This is a genomic window from Ruegeria sp. CDSC085 (assembly GCF_059610465.1).
This window is the reverse complement of the sequence record NZ_JBXWNR010000008.1, coordinates 21538-41239: the sequence shown is the minus strand read 5'-3', so window position 1 is coordinate 41239 and position 19702 is coordinate 21538. Positions and strand designations below refer to the sequence as shown.

Annotated in this window: 17 protein-coding genes and 1 tRNA gene; 10 read left to right on the top strand and 8 right to left on the bottom strand. The window is 59.7% G+C overall.

The features are described 5' to 3' along the window. Nucleotides 1–26 precede the first annotated feature (26 nt). On the top strand, nt 27–1298 hold the full coding sequence (locus AC2FJB_RS12915; RefSeq protein ID WP_496718789.1) for an NAD(P)/FAD-dependent oxidoreductase: 1272 nt from the start codon (nt 27–29) through the stop codon (nt 1296–1298). A gap of 2 nt (nt 1299–1300) precedes the next feature. Here the strand turns inward: AC2FJB_RS12915 and AC2FJB_RS12910 are convergent, their stop codons facing one another. Continuing rightward, the gene (locus tag AC2FJB_RS12910; RefSeq protein WP_299895275.1) at nt 1301–2002 is read right to left on the bottom strand and encodes an SDR family oxidoreductase; all 702 of its coding nucleotides are present in this window, start codon (nt 2000–2002) and stop codon (nt 1301–1303) included. A 103-nt stretch (nt 2003–2105) separates the two neighbouring features. Here AC2FJB_RS12910 and AC2FJB_RS12905 point away from each other — a divergent pair, with 103 nt between their 5' ends. Continuing rightward, the gene (locus AC2FJB_RS12905) at nt 2106–2957 is read left to right on the top strand and encodes a LysR substrate-binding domain-containing protein (protein ID WP_496718791.1); all 852 of its coding nucleotides are present in this window, start codon (nt 2106–2108) and stop codon (nt 2955–2957) included. Here AC2FJB_RS12905 and AC2FJB_RS12900 read toward each other — a convergent pair. After that, a complete protein-coding gene (locus AC2FJB_RS12900) occupies nt 2948–3850 on the bottom strand; it encodes a LysR family transcriptional regulator (protein WP_496718792.1) in 903 nt (300 codons plus the stop codon). The genes AC2FJB_RS12905 and AC2FJB_RS12900 overlap by 10 nt on opposite strands. Before the next feature lie 75 nt (nt 3851–3925). Between AC2FJB_RS12900 and AC2FJB_RS12895 the strand changes: the two genes are divergently transcribed. The 5 genes from AC2FJB_RS12895 (at nt 3926) to AC2FJB_RS12875 (ending at nt 11099) form a co-directional block, all read left to right on the top strand. Then, the gene (locus tag AC2FJB_RS12895; RefSeq protein ID WP_496718793.1) at nt 3926–7138 is read left to right on the top strand and encodes a reductive dehalogenase; all 3213 of its coding nucleotides are present in this window, start codon (nt 3926–3928) and stop codon (nt 7136–7138) included. 125 nt (nt 7139–7263) lie between these two features. Continuing rightward, entirely contained in the window at nt 7264–8130 is an 867-nt protein-coding gene (locus tag AC2FJB_RS12890; protein ID WP_496718794.1) for an FAD binding domain-containing protein, read from the top strand. Beyond that, nucleotides 8127–8606, top strand: coding sequence for a (2Fe-2S)-binding protein (locus AC2FJB_RS12885; RefSeq protein ID WP_117868038.1), 480 nt, complete (start codon nt 8127–8129; stop codon nt 8604–8606). Before AC2FJB_RS12890 ends, AC2FJB_RS12885 begins: the two co-directional genes overlap by 4 nt. After that, entirely contained in the window at nt 8606–10861 is a 2256-nt protein-coding gene (locus AC2FJB_RS12880; RefSeq protein ID WP_496718795.1) for a xanthine dehydrogenase family protein molybdopterin-binding subunit, read from the top strand. The genes AC2FJB_RS12885 and AC2FJB_RS12880 overlap by 1 nt, the downstream gene beginning before the upstream one ends. Further along, nucleotides 10854–11099, top strand: a complete 246-nt coding sequence (locus tag AC2FJB_RS12875; RefSeq protein ID WP_117868042.1) for a MoaD/ThiS family protein — start codon at nt 10854–10856, stop codon at nt 11097–11099. Before AC2FJB_RS12880 ends, AC2FJB_RS12875 begins: the two co-directional genes overlap by 8 nt. Here AC2FJB_RS12875 and AC2FJB_RS12870 read toward each other — a convergent pair. Next, nucleotides 11096–11800, bottom strand: coding sequence for a lysophospholipid acyltransferase family protein (locus AC2FJB_RS12870; protein ID WP_117868045.1), 705 nt, complete (start codon nt 11798–11800; stop codon nt 11096–11098). The genes AC2FJB_RS12875 and AC2FJB_RS12870 overlap by 4 nt on opposite strands. A 141-nt stretch (nt 11801–11941) precedes the next feature. Between AC2FJB_RS12870 and AC2FJB_RS12865 the strand changes: the two genes are divergently transcribed. Next, a tRNA-Trp gene (locus AC2FJB_RS12865) sits at nt 11942–12017 on the top strand. 473 nt (nt 12018–12490) lie between these two features. Here the strand turns inward: AC2FJB_RS12865 and AC2FJB_RS12860 are convergent. After that, on the bottom strand, nt 12491–13417 hold the full coding sequence (locus tag AC2FJB_RS12860) for an alpha/beta fold hydrolase (RefSeq protein ID WP_496718796.1): 927 nt from the start codon (nt 13415–13417) through the stop codon (nt 12491–12493). A gap of 220 nt (nt 13418–13637) precedes the next feature. On the opposite strand from AC2FJB_RS12860, the gene lptF reads away from it, so the two are divergent. Beyond that, entirely contained in the window at nt 13638–14777 is a 1140-nt protein-coding gene (lptF, locus tag AC2FJB_RS12855) for an LPS export ABC transporter permease LptF (RefSeq protein WP_496718797.1), read from the top strand. A 3-nt stretch (nt 14778–14780) separates the two neighbouring features. Here the strand turns inward: lptF and AC2FJB_RS12850 are convergent, their stop codons facing one another. Next, the gene (locus AC2FJB_RS12850) at nt 14781–15614 is read right to left on the bottom strand and encodes a LysR family transcriptional regulator (protein ID WP_496718798.1); all 834 of its coding nucleotides are present in this window, start codon (nt 15612–15614) and stop codon (nt 14781–14783) included. Between the two features lie 101 nt (nt 15615–15715). Between AC2FJB_RS12850 and AC2FJB_RS12845 the strand changes: the two genes are divergently transcribed. After that, on the top strand, nt 15716–16318 hold the full coding sequence (locus AC2FJB_RS12845; protein WP_496677030.1) for an HD domain-containing protein: 603 nt from the start codon (nt 15716–15718) through the stop codon (nt 16316–16318). A gap of 38 nt (nt 16319–16356) precedes the next feature. On the opposite strand, the gene speB is transcribed toward AC2FJB_RS12845, so the two are convergent. From speB to AC2FJB_RS12830, 3 genes are all read right to left on the bottom strand, one after another. Then, the gene (gene speB, locus AC2FJB_RS12840; RefSeq protein ID WP_496718799.1) at nt 16357–17199 is read right to left on the bottom strand and encodes an agmatinase; all 843 of its coding nucleotides are present in this window, start codon (nt 17197–17199) and stop codon (nt 16357–16359) included. After that, entirely contained in the window at nt 17196–18365 is a 1170-nt protein-coding gene (gene nspC, locus AC2FJB_RS12835; protein ID WP_496718800.1) for a carboxynorspermidine decarboxylase, read from the bottom strand. Before nspC ends, speB begins: the two co-directional genes overlap by 4 nt. 104 nt (nt 18366–18469) lie before the next feature. Further along, nucleotides 18470–19681 carry a saccharopine dehydrogenase family protein gene (locus AC2FJB_RS12830; RefSeq protein ID WP_496718801.1) on the bottom strand — a complete coding sequence of 404 codons (1212 nt, stop codon included), beginning with the start codon at nt 19679–19681 and terminating at the stop codon, nt 18470–18472. Nucleotides 19682–19702 lie beyond the last annotated feature (21 nt).

The following is a 19702-nucleotide window of genomic DNA, read 5'->3' as shown; positions in this document are numbered from 1 at the left end:
CCGCCGAAAAGACTCAGAGGCCCGACGTGAACGATCCCGAACATACCCTGTGGCGAAGCACTTGCACCGAGGCAGTCACAGCACCGCCCCTGACCGCTGACGCAGCGGTTGATCTGGCTGTCATCGGAGGTGGCTACACCGGGTGTTCAGCGGCTTTGACGGCAGCCTGCGCCGGCGCGTCGGTCTGTCTGCTGGAGGCACGAGAGATCGGGTTTGGCGGATCAGGGCGCAATGTAGGTCTGGTCAATGCCGGGTTGTGGTTGCCGCCGGACGATATCCGCGCGCGTACCGGTGCAGAGCCGGGAGACCGTTTGATCGACTTGCTGGCCAAGGCGCCGTCGGATGTGTTTGCTCTGATCGGTGAATATGACATTGCATGTGAGCCAGTGCGAAACGGAACCCTGCATTGTGCGCATTCCGCGTCCGGGTTGAAGAACCTGCAAACGCGTCATGCGCAGTTGAGCGAAGCAGGAGCGCCGGTTGAGTTGCTGTCCGCAGACCAGGCCGGTGAACGCACCGGCAGCCAAGCCTTTCACGGTGCCTTGTTCGATCCACGGGCAGGAACCATTCAGCCTTTGGCCTATGCGATGGGTTTGGTGCGCGCGGCGTCGCAGGCCGGGGCACGGATACATATGCGCAGCCCAGTGCAGACTATGACATATGAGGGCGGGCACTGGGTTTTGAAGACACCAGGCGGGACGGTTCGGGCAAAGTCGGTCATTCAGGCGACAAATGCCTATCATCATGCGTTGCCGGATACCGCGCCTGCTTTTGTACCGGTCTACTATTTCCAGTACACCACAGCCCCGCTGACTGACAATTTGCGCGCCAATATCCTGCCAAAGAAAGAAGGGTGCTGGGATACCGGACTGATCATGACGTCATTCCGACTGGATCAGGCGGGGCGGATGATCATTGGCGGCATTGGGGATCTGGGACATGCCGGTCGGGTTGCACATTCCGGTTGGGTCCAGCGCAAGCTGGCCGAGCTCTATCCGCAATTGGCCGACCAGCCGTTGGAACACGGGTGGCACGGGCGGATCGCAATGACGTCGGACCATATTCCGAAGATCACGCGGATCGGCCCCAACGCTCTGGCCGCACACGGGTATTCGGGCCGCGGCATCGGCCCGGGCACGGTGTTCGGCCGAATGATGGCCGAGAGTCTTCTTACCAATGATCTCTCGCTTCTGCCGGTTCTCGCCGTGTCGGAATACCGAGAAAGCTGGACACGCGTGCGCCGCGCCTTTTTCGAATCCGGCGCGGCGCTGACGCATCTGATAAAGGCGCGGGTCTGAGTTCAGACAGACCGGGTGATACCGCCGTCCACACGGATATTCTGTCCGGTGATATAGCCGCCGCCTTCTGAGGCAAGCAAAGCGACGACCGAGGCGATCTCGTCATAACTTCGCCCATAGCGCCCCATTGGGATGCGGCTGCGGAACTCTTCCTTCTCGGGCAGGCTGTCAATGAAGCCCGGAAGAACGTTGTTCATTCGGATATTCTCGGCGGCATACTTGTCCGCGTACAGCTTGGTGAAGGCGGCCAGCCCGGCCCGGAACACGCCCGAGGTGGGAAAAACCGGATCCGGTTCGAACGCGGCAAAGGTCGAGATGTTGATGATCGATCCACCCCCCTGCGCCTGCATGATCGGGGTCACAAGCCGTGTGGGGCGCACCGCGTTCAGAAAATAGACATCCATCCCGGTGTGCCAATCCTCGTCCGTCAGTTCAAGGATCGGAGCGCGGGGGCCGTGACCGGCGGAATTGACCAGAACGTCAACGCGCCCCCAATGGGCCATGGCCGCATCGACAAGCTTCTGCAAATCCTCGGTGGACTGGTTCGAGCCGGTAATGCCAACGCCGCCCAATTCTTTCGCCAAAGCTTCTCCCTTGCCCGAGGAAGACAGAATGCCAACCCTGAACCCGCCCGCCGCCAACCTCCGGGCGGAATCCGCACCCATGCCACTGCCGCCCGCTGTAATAAGTGCTACTTTTTCCATCTGACATCTCCGTTTTCAGTTGATCCCAGGATGGAGGTCAGAGAGCGGTTTGACCAATCAGTTCTGCTGGCTCTATGCTGTAGAAAATCTACAGGACAACACTATGGTCGCCCTTCCGCCCCTGAACGCTTTACGTGCTTTCGAAGCTTCTGCGCGTCATTTGAACTTTCGACTGGCCGCCGAGGAGCTTGGCGTTACACAAGGGGCTGTGGCGCAGCAGGTGCGCGGGCTTGAGGCACGATTGGACGAGGTTCTGTTCGATCGCCTGCCGCGTGGGTTGCGTCTGACCGAATCCGGGCGGCGGTTTCACGCGCCCCTGCGTCGTGCCTTCAGGTTGATCGAAGAGGCTGTCGAAGACCTGTCTCCGGATCGCCGGATCACGTTGTCGGTCACGCCCAGCTTTGCCTCGAAATGGTTGGTGCCGCGTTTGTCGAGCTTCACGGACCTGTATCCGGACATCTCGGTTCAAGTGGATGCGCGCGAGCGTCTGGCGGATTTCAAATCGGATGGCGTCGATCTTGCAGTCAGGCAGGGTCGAGCGCCGTTTGCGGCGGAACTGGAGGCGGTGCCTTTGTTCTCGACCGAGTTCATCCCGGTATGCAGCCCTTCTGTTGCGGGCGGAATCAGCACCCCTTCTGACTTGATGAAGCAGGTATTGCTGAACGACACCCACGGATTGTGGCCCTTGTTCCTTGAACGGGTGGGGGTGAGCGGAAAGCCCAGAATGATGAGCTTCAGCCAGACCAGTCTTGCGATCGACGCGGCAGTTTCGGGGCAGGGTATAGCACTCGCCAATGCGCCTCTTGTCGCGCAAGAAGTGGCCTCGGGCCGTCTTGTTCAGCCGCTTGCGGATGTCCTGGTTGAAGATCTGGGGTTTTATGTGGTTGCGCCCCGTAAGCCACGCCAGCCGCAACTGGTCGAGATCATGCGAGACTGGCTGTTGTCTCAGGTCTGAAGAGATGCCGCGATTGCCTCGATCCGGGCACGCAACCAGCGATGTGCCGGATCATTGGCCGACCTCTGGTGCCAGACCATGTAGATCGACACCGGCGCGCATTCGAACGGCAGTGGTGCGTAATCCAGCCCAGCCAGCGGGCCCTGTTTCATCAGCGCCGTGTCGGTTGAGATCAGGTCGCTGCCCTGTATGAAGGCCGGGATTGCGTTGAAATGCGGCAGGGTTACTACCGCTGGCCTGATCTGGCTTTGATCGACGCCTCGCATGACGGCGCGGGCGTTGCGGCCATCGGCAAAACGCACCTCGACATGATCGCAGTTGCAATAGGCTCCCCAACTGTCGGGCGGTGAGTGCTGCGTGGCGTCATAGAACACTACCAGCGGACTGGTCATCAGGTGTTTCTGAAAGATATCCGGCCCGTCCGGCGGCAACGGGGTCAGCATCATCTGGCATCTGTCACTGCGCAGAAGCTCCGGGTCCGGCACGCCTGAAGGAATGAATTCCAGCCGCAGACCTGCGCCTTCGGCACGTGTTTCTCGAAGCAGCTGCGGAAAGATCAACTCGCGCGGCATGTCATTGGTGGCGATGCGGATCCTGATCTGTTCGGACTGCGGGTCGAACGGCCGCCCTTCGGTCAGCGCCCGCATTCCGTCCAGCACCTTTTGCGCGGGCTCCTTCAGGGACAAGGCGCGCTCGGTCGGGGTAAGGCCCTGACCGGACCGGACAAACAACGGGTCGCCCAGCACCAGCCGGAGCTTGGCCAGCGTGTGGCTGATGGCCGATTGCGTGACGCCCAGCCGATCCGCAGCTTTCGAAACCGAGCTTTCCTCGAGTATGGTCAGAAACGTGCGCAGAACCTTGCCGTCTAGATCAGTGAAATCGATTTTCTTCATACCACTTATGATTATGCATGAATGGTTTCGCTGTCCATTACGGGGTAGGGGATGGGTGGCAACAGGAGGCGCATAATGGGAATCCGCTTTTTCTCGGACAAGAACCGGCCCGTTCACATGGGGCGATACCCGTTGGAGCGTTTGACCCGACAAGATACCATGCCGGACTTGTCGCGTGTGCCCTTGATGGGCGAACTGAGTTTCCACCGGCCGGAACGGCCCGACAGCATCGTCAACGCCATGGGCGAATTTCAGGCGATGCTGGACGCGATCCGCGACGGGTTGGTGAACCCGATTGCATCCGAGATCCCATCAGATCCGCAGGAACGCGCCAACCATCTGAAGGCATTCGGATATTTCAACGATGCGTCGATGATGGGCTGCGGGCCGTTGCCGTCAGATGCACTGTTGGACGAACCACGCCGCAACCCCGATATCGACCGGCTTGCCCATGCGCTGCGAACGCGCCAGACCAAGACGCTGGCCTCTGGGATTGATCTCATCATGGCCGATCTGAAAGACAGTATGGAGGCCGCGCCCAAGCCGATTGACGACCACTGTCAAACCATCGTTTTTCTCTATGAACATAACCGCGATCCGGACCCTTCCGAACCCGGTGCGGATTGGATCATCAACGCGCAGGATCATCGTGCCTGCCTGCTGGCAACCGAGAATGCCGTGGTCATCGCCAACTATATCCGTCTGCTGGGTTTTGACGCCCGTGCGCACAGCGTGATGTCGTCCGAAGTCGATCTGGACAGGCTGGCCGTGGCCGCCGGTCTGGCCACGGTCGAGAGCGGTGAACTGGTTGCGCCGTGGCTGGGCACCAGGTTTGGCCTTGCAGCCGTGACGACCGAGATGCCCATCGCGCATGACCGGCCGCTCAGGCCCATGGCGCAACAGTCGTGGTTTTGGACTCAAGGCCCGGCATGGTGGTTGGGAACGGGATTTGCCAAGAACGCCCTCAACCGTGACCCATATGCCAAAAGACGCTATGTGGACGGGGCCCATCCGTTCGAAAAACTCAAACGGGTCGAGACCCCGACAACCTATGTCGACGAGGAAAATGTCGCCCGCGTTCCCAAGCGCGCCGACATGTTCGCCCGCGCCCAGTTCGGCGACATGGGCAAGTCACTGCAGGACGCCGCGAAAGGCGGGTACTACGTGCGCAAGGCTGCGCCCAGCTTTGCCCAGCGCCGCGCGCTGGGTGCATTCGTTCTGTTGCAGGACGGTGAAAGCGCTGACCTGCGTAAGCCTACCGATGCCGGACGCAATGCGGCAAACATCAAAGCGGCGACCTATTTCCTGGGCGTCGATGCGGTGGGTCTCAGCCGCTGTCCGGAATGGGCGTGGTATTCTCATGACGCCACTGGCAAAGAAATCGTGCCGCCTCATGATCAGGCCATCAGCATGATCATCGATCAGGGCTATGAAACGATGGAAGGTGCCAGCGGTGACGACTGGATCAGTGTCGCCCAATCCATGCGCGCCTACCTGCGGTTTTCGCTGCTGGGAGGTGTGATCGCCCAACAGATCCGCAACTTGGGCTACAGGGCCAAGGCGCATACAGTGATGGATGGCGAGGTGCTGCAACCGCCGCTGTTGCTGCTCTCGGGGTTGGGAGAGGTCAGCCGGATCGGAGAAGTAATCCTAAACCCCTATCTGGGTCCGCGCCTGAAATCAGGCGTGGTGACGACCGACATGCCGATAGCGCATGACAAACCCATCGATTTCGGCCTGCAGACCTTTTGCGAGTCCTGCAACAAATGCGCCCGCGAATGTCCCTCGGGCGCAATCACCGCCGGACCGAAGCTGATGTTCAACGGTTATGAAATTTGGAAATCCGACAGCCAGAAATGCGCCACATACCGTGTAACGACGCCGGGCGGCGCGATGTGCGGGCGCTGCATGAAGACCTGCCCGTGGAACCTCGAAGGCATCTTCAAGGAGCGCCCCTTCCGTTGGGCTGCGATGAAAATCCCCTCGGCCGCGCCCGCGCTGGCCAGGCTGGACGATGCGGTCGGCAATGGCGGGTTGAACAACATCAAGAAATGGTGGTGGGATATCGAGTTGCAGCCTGACGGCGCCTATCGCCCCACGACGCACCCGTTGAACCGGCGCGATCTGCAAAAGGATCTGGACCTTAAATATGAGGATCAGACTCTCGCCGTCTATCCCGCTTATCTGGCCCCGCACCCCTGGCCCTATCCCTTTGCAATGGATCGAGAGGCCGGGATCGCAGCCTATGAGGCCATGGTGACGGCCGACGAATACAAGGCGCGCAAGGCAAGCGGGGACATGTCGATCATCCATCGCTATCAGATCGCCGGTGATGCGCCTGTGATGCGGGTCGCCGTGACCAAGGTCGACAAGATGACGGCGGATGTCACGAAATACGAATTCACATCGCTGGACGGTGCGCCCCTGCCGGGATGGACAGCGGGCGCACATCTGGACGTCCTGGTCGCGCCGGAATTTCTGCGGCAATACTCCATGTCCGGCGACCCGTCGGATCGTGCGACCTATCAGATCGGAGTGTTGCGCGAGGATGACGGGCGTGGCGGATCCGCGCTGCTGCATCGCATCTTCACCGAGGGTCGAAAGGTTTTCGTTTCCAAACCGATCAACCACTTTGAATTGGATGAAACGGCAATCAGAACATTCCTCATGGGCGGCGGTATCGGCATCACCCCGATGATCGCCTTTGCCCATCGCCTGCATGCGCTGGGCCGCGAGTTCGAGTTACACTATTCGGCCAGCACACGGGACGGGGCGGGGTATCTGGATGATCTGGCCGCTATGCCTTGGGCAGATCGCGTTCATTTCCATTTCTCGGACGAAGGCACCCGCGCTGATCTGAATGTGATTCTGTCCGGCTACCGGGATGGATGGCATGTCTACACCTGCGGGCCGGATCGTTACATGAACGGTGTGATTCAGGCGGCAGAGCAGCAAGGCTTTCCCGAAGACGCGCGTCATCTGGAATACTTCTCGGTTCCTGAAGCGCCTGAATATGAAAACCACGCGTTTGAACTCAAGCTTGCGCGTTCGGGCCGGATACTGCCTGTGCCCGCAGACAAGGACGCGGCTCAGGTTCTGAACGAATCCGGTTTTCATGTGGATGTGAAATGTGCTGACGGCATCTGCGGCGTATGTAAATGCGGTGTCATTTCGGGCGAGGTCGAGCATCGGGACTTCGTTTTGTCCCGGAAACAGCGCGAAGGGGCCATGATCCTGTGCCAAAGCCGCGCGGCGGAACCTGATGGGGTGATCGAAATCGATCTCTGAACCCTGTCCAAAAGCGACATTTGGAAGTTGAATTTTGGTCGCTCGGCCCATGGACGCCGGACGAGGGGTGAATTAACGTCGCCGCGAACCCAGATATTCCTGACCAACAGGTACGAGGTAGCTTCATGGATTATCACAGCCCCGCCAGCTTTGCCGAAGCTTCGGCTCTGGCCGCGAACGCGACGGGCATCACACGTTTTCTGGCGGGCGGTACGGATGTACTGGTGCAGCTGCGCTCGGAACTCGTGACGCCCGATACGCTGATCGACATCAAGAAAATCAACGGTGTACACGACATTACCCGCAATGCCGACGGTGGCTGGACGCTGGGTGTTGCCGCAACCGGCGCCGAGATGAGCGAGCACACCGAGCTTGGCCGCGACTGGCCCGGTGTCGTCGAGGCGATGGACCTGATCGGTTCAACTCAGGTTCAGGGCCGCGCGACGCTGGCCGGCAACCTGTGCAACGGCTCCCCTGCGGCTGATTCCGTGCCCGCCATGGTGGCGGCAGGCGTGACCGTCACCGTAACCGGCCCCGATGGCACGCGTGACGTTGCAGTTGAGGACATCCCGACCGGGCCCGGCAAGACCTCGCTGGCGAAAGGCGAACTGATCTCGGCCATCAACATTCCTACCCGTGGTGAAAATGGGGGCGATGCCTATCTGCGTTTCATCCCCCGTACCGAAATGGACATTGCGGTCGTGGGCGTTGGTGTGAACCTCCGTCTGGACGGTGACGTCATCACCGAGGCGCGCGTGTCGCTGGGTGCCGTGGCACCGACCGTTCTGTTGGTTGAAGACTGTGCCAACGCGATTATCGGCAGCACTTTGGACGATGCCGCCCTTGACGCACTGGCCGCGGCCGCGTCGGCCGCCTGCAATCCGATTGATGACAAACGCGGTACGATCGCATTCCGCACCGAAGTCGCCGGCGTTCTGGCCAGGCGCGCCGCGAAAATCGCCTATGCCCGCGCGAAGGGAGAAAACGCATGAGCAAGCTCCACGTATCCACCACCGTGAACGGAGACGCGGTTGAATACCTCTGTGACCCGCGCGAAACCCTGCTGGACTGTCTGCGCGACAAGCTGAACCTGACCGGCGCCAAAGAGGGCTGCGGCACCGGTGATTGCGGCGCGTGCTCGGTCACCGTCGATGGCCGTCTGGTGTGCTCGTGCCTGATGCTGGGTGTCGAGGCCGAAGGTAAGCAGATCGAGACCGTCGAAGGGATTGCGGATGGTGACGTCCTGCACCCGTTGCAGAAGAAGATGATCGAATATGCCGCGCTTCAATGCGGCATCTGTACCCCGGGCATTCTGGTGGCGGCGAAGTCTCTGTTGGAGAAGAACCCCAATCCGACCGAGGAAGAAACGCGCTATTGGCTGGCGGGCAACCTGTGCCGCTGCACCGGCTATGACAAGATCATTCGCGCCGTGATGGACACGGCGGCTGAGATGCGGGAGGCGTCATAATGGCTCTGGACGATCGCAAAACTGATTTCACTTTCGTTGGCACCCGCCCCAATCGCCCTGACGGTCTGGACAAGGTGACAGGCCGGGCCAAGTTCGGCGCGGATATCTCGGCCCCCGGCATGTTGCACGGCGCCATCCTGCGCTCACCCCATGCCCATGCCCGGATCGTCAGAATTGATACCTCGAAAGCTGAGGCATCGAAGGATGTCAAAGCCGTCGTGACCCGCGCCGATTTCGCCAATGTCCCGTTCAAGCCCGGACTCGAAGGCGAATTCTGGAACGTGCTGGAAAACGTCATGGCGGGTGAAAAGGCGCTTTATGACGGGCACGCGGTTGCTGCGGTCGCGGCCACATCTGCCTTGGCGGCACGTGATGCGCTGAAACTGATCGAGGTCGAATACGAGGTGCTGCCGCACGTCACCGATGTGGACAAAGCGATGGCTCCGGATGCGCCGGTGATCCGGCAAGGCGCAGCGGACTATTCGGTGCCAGAAGGGATGCACCCGAATGTCGTGCGTTATCACGAAAGCGGTCACGGTGACGTCGAGGCGGGCTTTGCCGAGGCCGATCTGGTTGTCGAAGACAGTTTTGTCACCGAGGCGACCCATCAGGGCTATATCGAACCGCATGCCTGCCTGGGCATGCTGGGCAATGACGGCAAGGGCGAGTTGTGGTGCACAACCCAAGGTCACTGGATAGCGCAAAAAACCTGTGCGGCGCTGCTGGGAATCGAAACCTCTCAGTTGCGCGTCACGGCGTCTGAAATCGGCGGCGGTTTTGGTGGCAAGACCACGGTCTTCATCGAACCCGTCGCGCTGGCGCTCAGCCGCAAGGCCAACCGTCCGGTCAAGATCGTGATGACCAGGTCCGAGGTTTTCCGTGCCACCGGGCCGACCTCTTCGGCGTCAATGGACGTGAAGATCGGCATGAAGAAAGACGGCACGATCTCGGCGGCGCAGGGTGTCTTCCGCCTGCAAGGTGGGGCCTTCCCCGGCGCCCCGGGCGACATGACGGCCATGTGTGCCTTTGCGCCCTACAACCTGACCAACGTCAAGCAGATCGGTTACGATGTGATGTCGAACCGTCCGAAACAGGCCGCCTACCGGGCGCCGGGCGCACCCATGGGTGCCTTCGCAGTTGAGTCCGTCATTGATGAGCTCTGCAACAAGCTGGGCCTCGATCCTATCGATGTGCGCCTGAAAAACGCCGCGCATGAAGGCACGAAGGCCAGCTATGGCCCGACCTACGAGCGCATCGGTCTGGTCGAAACCCTTGAGGCTGCCAAAGCGCATCCCCATTACTCGGCCCCGCTGAAGCCGGGGCAGGGGCGCGGGGTTTCCTGCGGCTTCTGGTTCAATCACGGCGGCGAGACCAGCGTTTCACTGGCATTGTCCGAGGATGGCTCAGCACAGTTGATGGTCGGAACACCCGACATCGGCGGGTCGCGCGCGTCCATGGCCCTGATGGCGGCCGAGGTTCTGGGCGTTCCGTATGAAAACATCCGCGTGACCATAGCCGACACGGCGACACTGGGCTACAACGACGTGAGCCATGGTTCGCGTGTGACTTACGCGTCGGGCCTCGCCACGATCAAGGCCGCAAGACACGCGGTCGAGAAACTGTGCGAACGTGCGGCGGCCAAGTGGGGCATCCCGGTCGATGCGGTGAAATGGGAAGACGGCTGCGCGGTGCCCTCGGGGCCTAATGCCGGCGATTTCGACCCGCTGCCGCTGGCCGATATCACAGCGGATATGGGATCCACCGGAGGCCCGATTTCGGGCCATTTCGAAGCTACCCCCGAAGGCGCGGGCGTATCCTTTGGCACCCATATCGTCGATGCCGAGGTCGATCCGGAAACCGGCAAGACATCGATCACCCGCTATACGGTCATTCAGGATGCCGGCAAGGCGATCCACCCGACCTATGTGGAAGGCCAGTTCCAAGGCGGCGCCGCGCAGGGCATCGGCTGGGCGCTGAACGAGGAATATATCTATGGCGAGGATGGTCGGTTGCAGAACTCGATATTCCTCGATTACCGGATTCCTGTTGCCAGCGACCTGCCGATGATCGACACGGTGATCGTTGAAGTGCCCAACCCCGGCCACCCGTTTGGGGTGCGCGGCGTGGGCGAGACGGGCATCGTACCGCCCCTGGCCGCCATCGCCAATGCAGTGTCCAACGCGGCAGGTGTTCGGATGACGCAACTGCCGATGTCTCCGCCGCGCATCCTTGCGGCGCTCAAGGACAATGGTTGAGGTCCACCTCTGGTCCGGCCTCCGGTCACTGACCGGGGGCCAGCAAGTGGTTAAGGTCGAGGCCAAGACCACCGGAGAGCTTTTACGGGCTTTGGTCCGGGCCCACCCGCAGTTGCAGGCCCCCATTGATGCGGGTGTCTCCATCGCGATCGACGGGCGCGTCATTGCCACCGGGCTTACCGAGCCGATTCCCGAAGGCAGCGAAGTCTATCTGATGCAACGTCTCAGGGGCGGTTAGGCGTCAGGCGACCAGGGCTCGCGTCCGACCATCCGGTCAGCCTCTGCCGTGATGTCGTTCATGTGCTGCTCAAGGCTCAGGCGCAGGGTCTCGATTTCCTCTTCGCTTGCCTTGCGGGGCACTGTTTCAGTCCATTCCCGACACAGAAACACGCCCTCATTGCGCCAGGGGCGGGGCATCAGAAGGTGATCCCAGGTTCCCGCTTCGCGACCATGTTTTGTTGAATAGGTGATACCGAATACACGGATGCCCGAGGTGCGCGCCCATACCAACGGAACCGTCGACAGAACCCGTTCTGGCCCACGCGGGCCGTCTGCCGCGATCCCAATTGAGATACCCTGCTTCATCTTGCCCAGAACCTGGCGTGATAAGGCGACGTGGCGTGTCTTGCTGGCCATGGCAATCGTATCCATGCCAAACAGCTTTTGTACCCTGCCCACCATACTGCCCGCCCGGGCAGAGGAGGTGATCGAACAGATACGCGCCTTGTCCAGCGGAAAGAAATAGGGCGATTGCGCCAGCCGCTGGTGCCAGAGCACAACGATGACCGGCTCACCTTGTTCGGCCAACTGGTCCAGTTCTTCATACCCTATGCGCTGCCAGCGTGTGTTGCGGTTGACCAATCGAATGTAAGTGGCAATCCGTCGGGCCACCCAGTTCAGCACGGCTTCGCTGTCTGCGATCTTCTTGCGGAGGTTCACGCGGGGTTCCTTTTGCTGACCGGACCTTGTCTTAGCGCACTGCACATTTTGCGCAACTTGTTTGTCGGTTCAGATAGTGGTGTGGAATCCGAAAAAGCCTCTTGAGTCCGCCGCGCGGCTGTCATATCTGGGGCGCACTACAGGGGTATAGCTCAGTTGGTAGAGCGACGGTCTCCAAAACCGTAGGTCGCGGGTTCGAACCCTGCTGCCCCTGCCATCCAAATCAAAAACCTAATCGGCAATCGTGTTTGGCGCGGTTCGCGCTTGCGCAATTTTTGAGTGCAGTTGGGGCGAACCGGCAATCAGGACGCGCGTCGTCAGTCTGACGCGAGGTGCAGTTTTGCCAACCCCCGTATGCCAGCAACAAAAAAAGTCCGCAGTGTGAACAGCGTCACTGACCAGTGTTGGGAAATCTGGTTAATTGAGGGTGTTAAAGAGTTGGCGTTCAGGTTCGGTTCAGAACGCATGTTTTCAGTTTCTTCCCTATGACTAGGGCGCGCTTGTGGTTGAGCGCGCCCTTTCTGTTTCTGGCAGGGCGCAAAAACAGTTCAAGAAAAAAGGCGGTTCCAAACGAATGAACGCGGCCGATTGTTGTCAGAATGCGCAAATCAAATGCACTAGGTCTGTATTCGAACAAAACCCGTCCAATCACACCTTGAATCAGGGTCAGAGCGTCGGGCGACCCCTCCGTCAAACCAATAGCGCCAGATCCCCTATATTTGTCTTGTGCCGGGTCGGCATTGTTTTTGCCGGTTGGCCGTCGATCGTCAGTGCAAGGTCTTTGTAAAAACCGTCACTGTCGAACCACCAGCGATGCGACTTCATCATCTTGCGCTGATTTTTCGGCACGTCCCGTTTGTATTGTTCATCACAATAGATGTCCCAATGACCTTTCGAGGTCAGCTTTGGCATCCCAACGCGGCCCGCCCGCTGCCGCCCGCCATGAACAATCCCTCCGGCCAGGGCCAGAACCTTGTCTTTTCGGCTGTAGTAATTGGTGAATCGCTTGCAGCGTTTTTTCAGAACCAGATCGCCCCATGCGCCCTTTTCCAGCCACTCTGAATCGATATCACCCGACGCGAACATGACCTGATCCGCCGACCATATCTTGTTGCCTGGCCCAGCCGAATCCCCGAAGTCCGAGAAAGCGCGAAGTATGACCAGCGCACCCATGGAATGCGCGATCAGGTGAATCTTGGGGCGCGGGGACATTCCCAACAACGGCAATAGCCCATCCCCCACCAGATGCGGGGCCACCGCCTTGGCATCGGACCGGTCCGAGTCATAGGTGTGCACCGATCCGTCACTGGGCCAGTCAAAGGCAACGACGGCTCCCTGATACCCGTTGGCCCTGAGGTTGCCTTCGATTTTCCCCAGCCGGTCCAGCATGTCCTTCTGGCTGGTGTTGAACCCGTGAACATAGATCAGGACGGCCGAATCTCCACCTTCCTGACGCACGAGATCCAACCATTTCGCCTGCTTGACGATGCTGCCCTTGCGAATTTTTCCACCCGGGCTTTGCTGGGTGATGTGAACATATCTGGTCCTTGCCGCCGGCTTTAATGTGAATTTCTTTTTCTGGGCGTTGTAGGTGCGGCGGGAAAAAAACAGTGCCATTCAGGAAACTCCATTCTGATCAATCCTGGAACAGTGCCACGAACTGCCGTTTTCGCAAAGCGTTGGCTCTTGACCTCTTCCTGGGGCAAATCAGCGGCGTTGGGTGAATACGGGTTTGCGCGAAGAGCACGCGCAGGGTCATCCTGTCGTCCAATGCCTGTTTCCTCTGCCGGATTAATGCCCTAGTGTCGGCTGCAAACGAACACACGCACGAGGCCCCATGTCGCGTTTTGATGGATACTTCCTGCGGCAATTGCTGATTCTGTTTGGCTTTTTCACCCTGGTGCTGGTCGGTGTGTTCTGGATCACCCGGTCTGTCAGCCTGTTTGACAGGGTCATCAGCGGCGGTCAGTCGGCGATGGTTTTTCTGGAATTCACCGCGCTGACTTTACCGACCCTGATCCGCACGGTCATGCCCATGGCGGTGTTTGCTGCCGCCGTCTATGCCACAAACCGTCTGAGCCGCGAAAGTGAGCTGACGGTTATGCTGGCCACCGGATCCAGCCCCTGGCGGCTTGCCCGGGCGGTACTGCTGTTCGGTGTGATTGCCGGGGTGATGATGGCGATCATCAGCGTGTTCTTGCGCCCGGCCTCGGTGGAACAGCTGGAAATCCGGCAGGCTGAAGTGGCCGGAGATGTGACGGCCCAGCTTCTGAACGAAGGCGAGTTTCTGCATCCCGCCGAAGGCGTCACGGTTTACATTGGCAGTATCGATCTGGACGGTACACTCCATGAAGTGTTCGTGTCTGACCGTCGCGATCCTGAAAACGCAATCAGTTATTCAAGCGTAACGGCCTATCTGGTCAACAACGACAGCGGCATCCATCTTGTGATGGTTGACGGAGTTGCGTTGCGTATGAACCGAGAGGGCAAGGTCTTGTCATCCACCCTGTTTCAGGACGCCTCCTACGATATCTCGGAACTGACGAATACAAGCCCGATGACCCGTCGCAGTCTTGAAGCTATTCCAACCACCGATCTGATCCGCAACCGAGAAGAGATTTCAGCGACGGAAGGGTTCGGCTCTGGAAAGCTGATCGAGGAACTGCATCAGCGGTTCTCGTGGATCGCGATCTGCATTGCCGTGGCCCTGGCCGGGTATTCCACCCTGATGCTGGGCAGTTTTTCCCGGTTTGGATTGTGGCCGCAGATATTGGGCGCCTTCACCATCCTTGTGCTGCTTGAAGGTGTTCGCGGGTTTGTTTCCCCGATGGTGATCGATGACCCGGAGCTTTGGTTTATGCTTTACCTTCCCGCAATCATAGGGGTGCTTATCTCGGGCCTCTTCCTGCTTGTTGCCGGTAGGCCGCTTATGCGAAAACGGCGGCGAGAGCCCCAGATCATGCCGACACCGGCCTGAGTTCTAGCTGCGAAGATCTACCAAACAGCTGCAAATGTCGTCAAATTCCTCGCGATCACCGCGGACGACCAGATACACGGGCAGGGGCAAGCTGACACTGTCCTCGACCCGCTCCAGAGCACCCGAGGCAAGATGCTCGGAAATGACGTAATCGGGGAAATAGCCGTTTCCGCCCCGCTGCAGGACATATCGCAGCGCCATCATGCAATTGCCAAGAAATACGGTCTGACCTGACGCCCGTCGCGCAGCCGATCTTACATGATCCTGATAGACCTCGCCCAGTTCGAGGTTGACGAAGATCAGGTCATCGTCCGTGCCGTCAGCCTTTGGCGTCCGGACCAGGGACAAGAGCTCTGGTTCCAGCTCGTACCACGTGACGCGCCGGTCGGATGGCTTTTCATGTGTGATCGCCGCGTCCAGCACATGGGTTGCCACCGCTTCTACCATGTTCAGGTCGTGGTCGTAGTTCAGCGTCAACAGCAATTTGCCAAAGCGCTGTTCAAACCGAACCGCCAGGTCCACCAGCAACAGATCCCAAATGCTGAGCTGGCCGCCCAACCGCAGCGCCGGGCGGTTCTGTGTCTGTACCGGCAGGTCGCGCGATGCAAAGCCCCAAAGGGACAACATCTGTTCTGCATAGGGTTTGAACTGCCGGCCGAACTCGGTCAGCGCCGTTCCTCCGGCACCGCGCGTGAACAGCGCCCTGCCGGTTTCCTCCTCGATCAGGCGAATGCGCGCGCTGACGGCAGTCTGCGTCACATTCAACTTGCGGGCGGCGGCATGAAAGCCACCGGCTTCGGCCACGCAGAGAAAGGTTTCCAGAGCCTTGGTTTGCATACTGAAAGTATTTTTTGATCATAGCGATAAAATCAATTCATTTTTTTGAAGGCTGGTTTCGAACTACCCTTCCGCTCAGGACACATGCCAAAGGATAAGCCATGCTGGACAAAAGCCACAAACCCACCTGGACCAGTTTCGAAACAGCCACCAAGGCCGACTGGGACGCCGTGATGGAGTATGAAGAGGCGTATAATGCGGCCCTGCCAGACCGCATCCTTGATGCCATCCGCTCGTTGGACGAAGAATGGACGCCCTATCCGGTCAACCGCTACCAGCACAGCTTGCAAGCCGCGACACGTGCTTATGAGGACGGTGCGGATGAGGAACTGGTGGTGGCGGCGCTGATCCACGATACCGGTGATATCCTGTCGCCCTACAATCACGGAGAGCTGTCAGCGGCGATGATGAAGCCTTACGTCAGCGAAAAGACGTATTGGATTCTCAAGCATCATTGTGTGTTTCAGGGGTACTACTACAACCACCACCTGGGTGGCGACCGCAACGCGCGCGACAAGTATCGCGACAGCCCTTATTGGGAAGAGTGTCGCTATTTCTGCCATGAATACGATCAGAAGGCGTTCGACCCGGACTATCCGACCAAGCCGCTGGAGTTCTTTGAGCCCATGCTGCGCCGCGTCCTGAACAGGAGCGAAGGCCATATGGAGTTGAACGAAACCGTCGATGACGGCAAAACCGACTAAGTACCGGATCAGGCGGGCCAGTCCGGCAAATCTGCCTGTCAGCAGCTTGCCATCAGTCGATAGACGATCTGTGCTGCGGTGAAATCCCAGGCGGCATTGCCGTTGGGTGCCAGTTCAACCACATCGAAGCCGACGCATTTGCGGCCCTTCAATGCATGTTCCACCAGACGAAGCGCCTGATAATAGCTCAGCCCCCCGGGAACAGGTGTGCCTGTGGCGGGCATCTGCGCCGGGTCCAGCCCATCAACGTCAAAGCTGACATAGACCAGTTCGGGGAAGTTCGCAGGCAGATCAACCGAGTGGATGTGACCCGTCACCAGTTCCTCGGCATCGACATGGAAGACGTGGTTTTTCAGACGGCTTTTTGCTTCCTCGGTGGAAAAGGCGCGCACGCCGAACTGGGCCAGTGGGATACCTTCCTCGGCCAGCAGATGCATGACCGAAGCATGAGAGTGTTTTTCGCCCTGATATGCGTTGCGCAGGTCGGCATGCGCGTCGATCTGCACGACACCGACGGGCTGTTCCAGCGCGCGTGCCACACCCATGACCGCACCATAGCTGAGCGAGTGCTCACCACCCAGCGTCACCGGCACCTTGCCGGTGCGGACGGCGGCCTCGGTGCGCCGGGCAAGACGCTCCATGACATCCGGCAGCGGGCCGTCGCAATCCAGCGGGGCTTCGGTAAAGATGCCTTCGACACAAGGCTCAGCGTGGCCGGTTATGCGTTCGAGTTCATTGCTGGCCTCGATGATCGCGGCAGGGCCGTCTGCCGTGCCCGAGCCGTAGGAGACCGTGCGTTCCAACGGCACCGGGATCACGCGGAACCGGGCGTCTTCGCTGCGTTCGGAGTCGGTCAGTTCACTGTCGAGGAAAATGCTCATGAAAGTCTGTCCTTAAAGTCGTCGTAGCCGAACTGCTTGATGATCCTTAGCTCGTCCGTTTCGCTGTTCCACAAGGCGATCGTGGGCAGCGGCACGCCGTTGAACGTGTTGGTCTTGACCATCGAGTAATGCGCCTGATCCAGAAAGGCAAAGCGCTGGCCAATCTCCAGCGGCTTGTCCCATGTATAATCGCCAATTACGTCTCCTGCCAGGCAAGACGGGCCGCCCAGGCGGTATGTATGGCCTGCTTCGGCCTCGTCCATCAGGGCCGGTCGATACGGGGCTTCGATCACGTCGGGCATGTGGCATGTGGCCGAGATGTCAGTGATCGCAAGAGTCATGCCGTTGGTGGGCAGGTCAAGGATTTCTCCGACCAGAATGCCCGCGTCGAGCGCCACGGCCTCACCGGGTTCCAGATAGACCTCGACGCCATACTTGGCGCGGATGTGTTTGATGAACTCCACCAGCCCGTCGCGGTCATAGTCGTCGCGCGTAATGTGGTGACCGCCGCCGAAGTTCAGCCATATCAGGCCGTTCAGGAATGGCGCCAGCGTCCGTTCGACGGCCGCCCAGGTGCGCGCCAGCGGTTCGAACCCCTGTTCGCAGAGCGTGTGCATGTGCAGCCCGTCCACACCTTCCAGAGCAGCGGCGTCCAGTTGGCTGACCGGGGTGCCGAGGCGCGAACAGGGGGCGCAGGGATCATATTTCGCGACCTCGCCTTCGGAGTGTTCGGGGTTGATGCGCAGCCCGACCTGCCGCCCCGCGGCCTGTGCCTTGGCAAGAAAGCGGTCTTTCTGCGCGGGGCTGTTGAAGATGATGTGATCCGAGAGCGCGAGGATTTCGTCAATGTCGGCGTCCTTGTAACCCGCGCAGAAGGTCGCGACTTCGCCGCCATACTTCTCGCGGCCCAGCCGGGCCTCGTAGATACCGCTGGCACATGTGCCGCCAAGGTGCTGCCGGATCAGCGGTGCCAGAGAGAACATTGAAAACGCTTTGAGTGCGCTCAGCACATGCGCGCCGGAGCGGCTTCCGACATCGGACAGGATATGTAGGTTCTTCTCCACGGCCTTTTCATCGACCACGAAGCAAGGCGTGGGCACGCGATTGAGGTCGAAACTGCGGAAGGCTCCGGCGTCGCCGGCCTGTGTGGTCATCATGTCGGACAAAATCGGCGTCTCCTGAATTGGAGAGGCCGGGGGCGCTGCCCCCGAACCCCCGGGATATTTTGGGCCAGATGAAGCAGGGCGGCCGCGCTGACTGCCCCGAGGGTTCAGAATTCGACAGGGCCGTCGAGTTCGTGAACCTGCCAAGGCAGGCCGTGGGTGTTCAGCATGTCCATGAAATCATCGGGGTCCAGCTGTTCCATGTTCCACACGCCGGGCTCTCGCCAGTTGCCTTTCAGCACCTGTGCCGCTCCGATCATGGCGGGGACGCCGGTGGTGTAGCTGACGGCCTGGCTGCCGACTTCGCGGTAGCATTCCTCGTGATCGCAGATGTTGTAGATATAATAGGTTTTCTCGCCCGAGCCGTCCTTGGCCTGACCTGTGGCGATGTCCCCGATACAGGCCTTGCCCTTGGTTTCCGCGCCCAAATCGCCCGGATCGGGCAGCAGAGTTTTCAGGAACTGGATCGGGATGATTTCCTTGCCGTCATGCACTACCGGGTCAATACGGGTCATGCCGACGTTTTCCAGCACTTTGGCGTGGGTGATATAGGCGTCGCCGAAGGTCATCCAGAACCGGGCGCGCTCGATCTCGGGGAAATGGGTCGAGAGCGACTCCAGTTCCTCGTGATACATCAGGTACATGTTCTTGGGGCCGATTGCGGGAAAGTCGAATTCGACCTTGTGGGTCATGGCGGGCGAGTGTTTCCATTCTCTGTTTTCCCAGTGACGCACCTCGGCCAGGACTTCGCGCAGGTTGATTTCCGGGTTGAAGTTGGTGGCGAATTCCTGATCGTTGGTGCCGCCATTTGCATCCAGCACGTCGATCTGGCGGATCGTGTCCAACTTGTGTTTCTTCAGCCATTTGGCGAATACGCTGGTCACGCCCGGATCGAAGCCCGAGCCGAGGATGGCGGTCAGGCCAGCCTCTTTGAATCGTTCCTGATAGGCCCACTGCCAGTGGTATTCGAACTTGGCCTCATCTTCGGGCTCATAATTCGCTGTGTCGAGATAGTGAATACCCGCCTCAAGGCAAGCGTCCATCAGTACTAGATCCTGATAGGGCAAGGCGAGATTCACGAGGATTTCGGCACTGGTTTCCTTGATCAGCTTGACTGTATCCTCGACCTTATAGGCGTCCAGTTCGGCCGTCGCGATGTCTACACCTACACGGTCCTTCACCGCTTTGGCGATGGCGTCGCATTTCGATTTCGTGCGACTGGCCAGAGTGATTTCGGTGAAGATGTCCGAATTCATCGCCATCTTGTGCACGGCGGCGTGGGATACGCCGCCCGCGCCGACAACCAGTGTTTTGCCCATGGGGTAGTCTCCTCTCAAGGG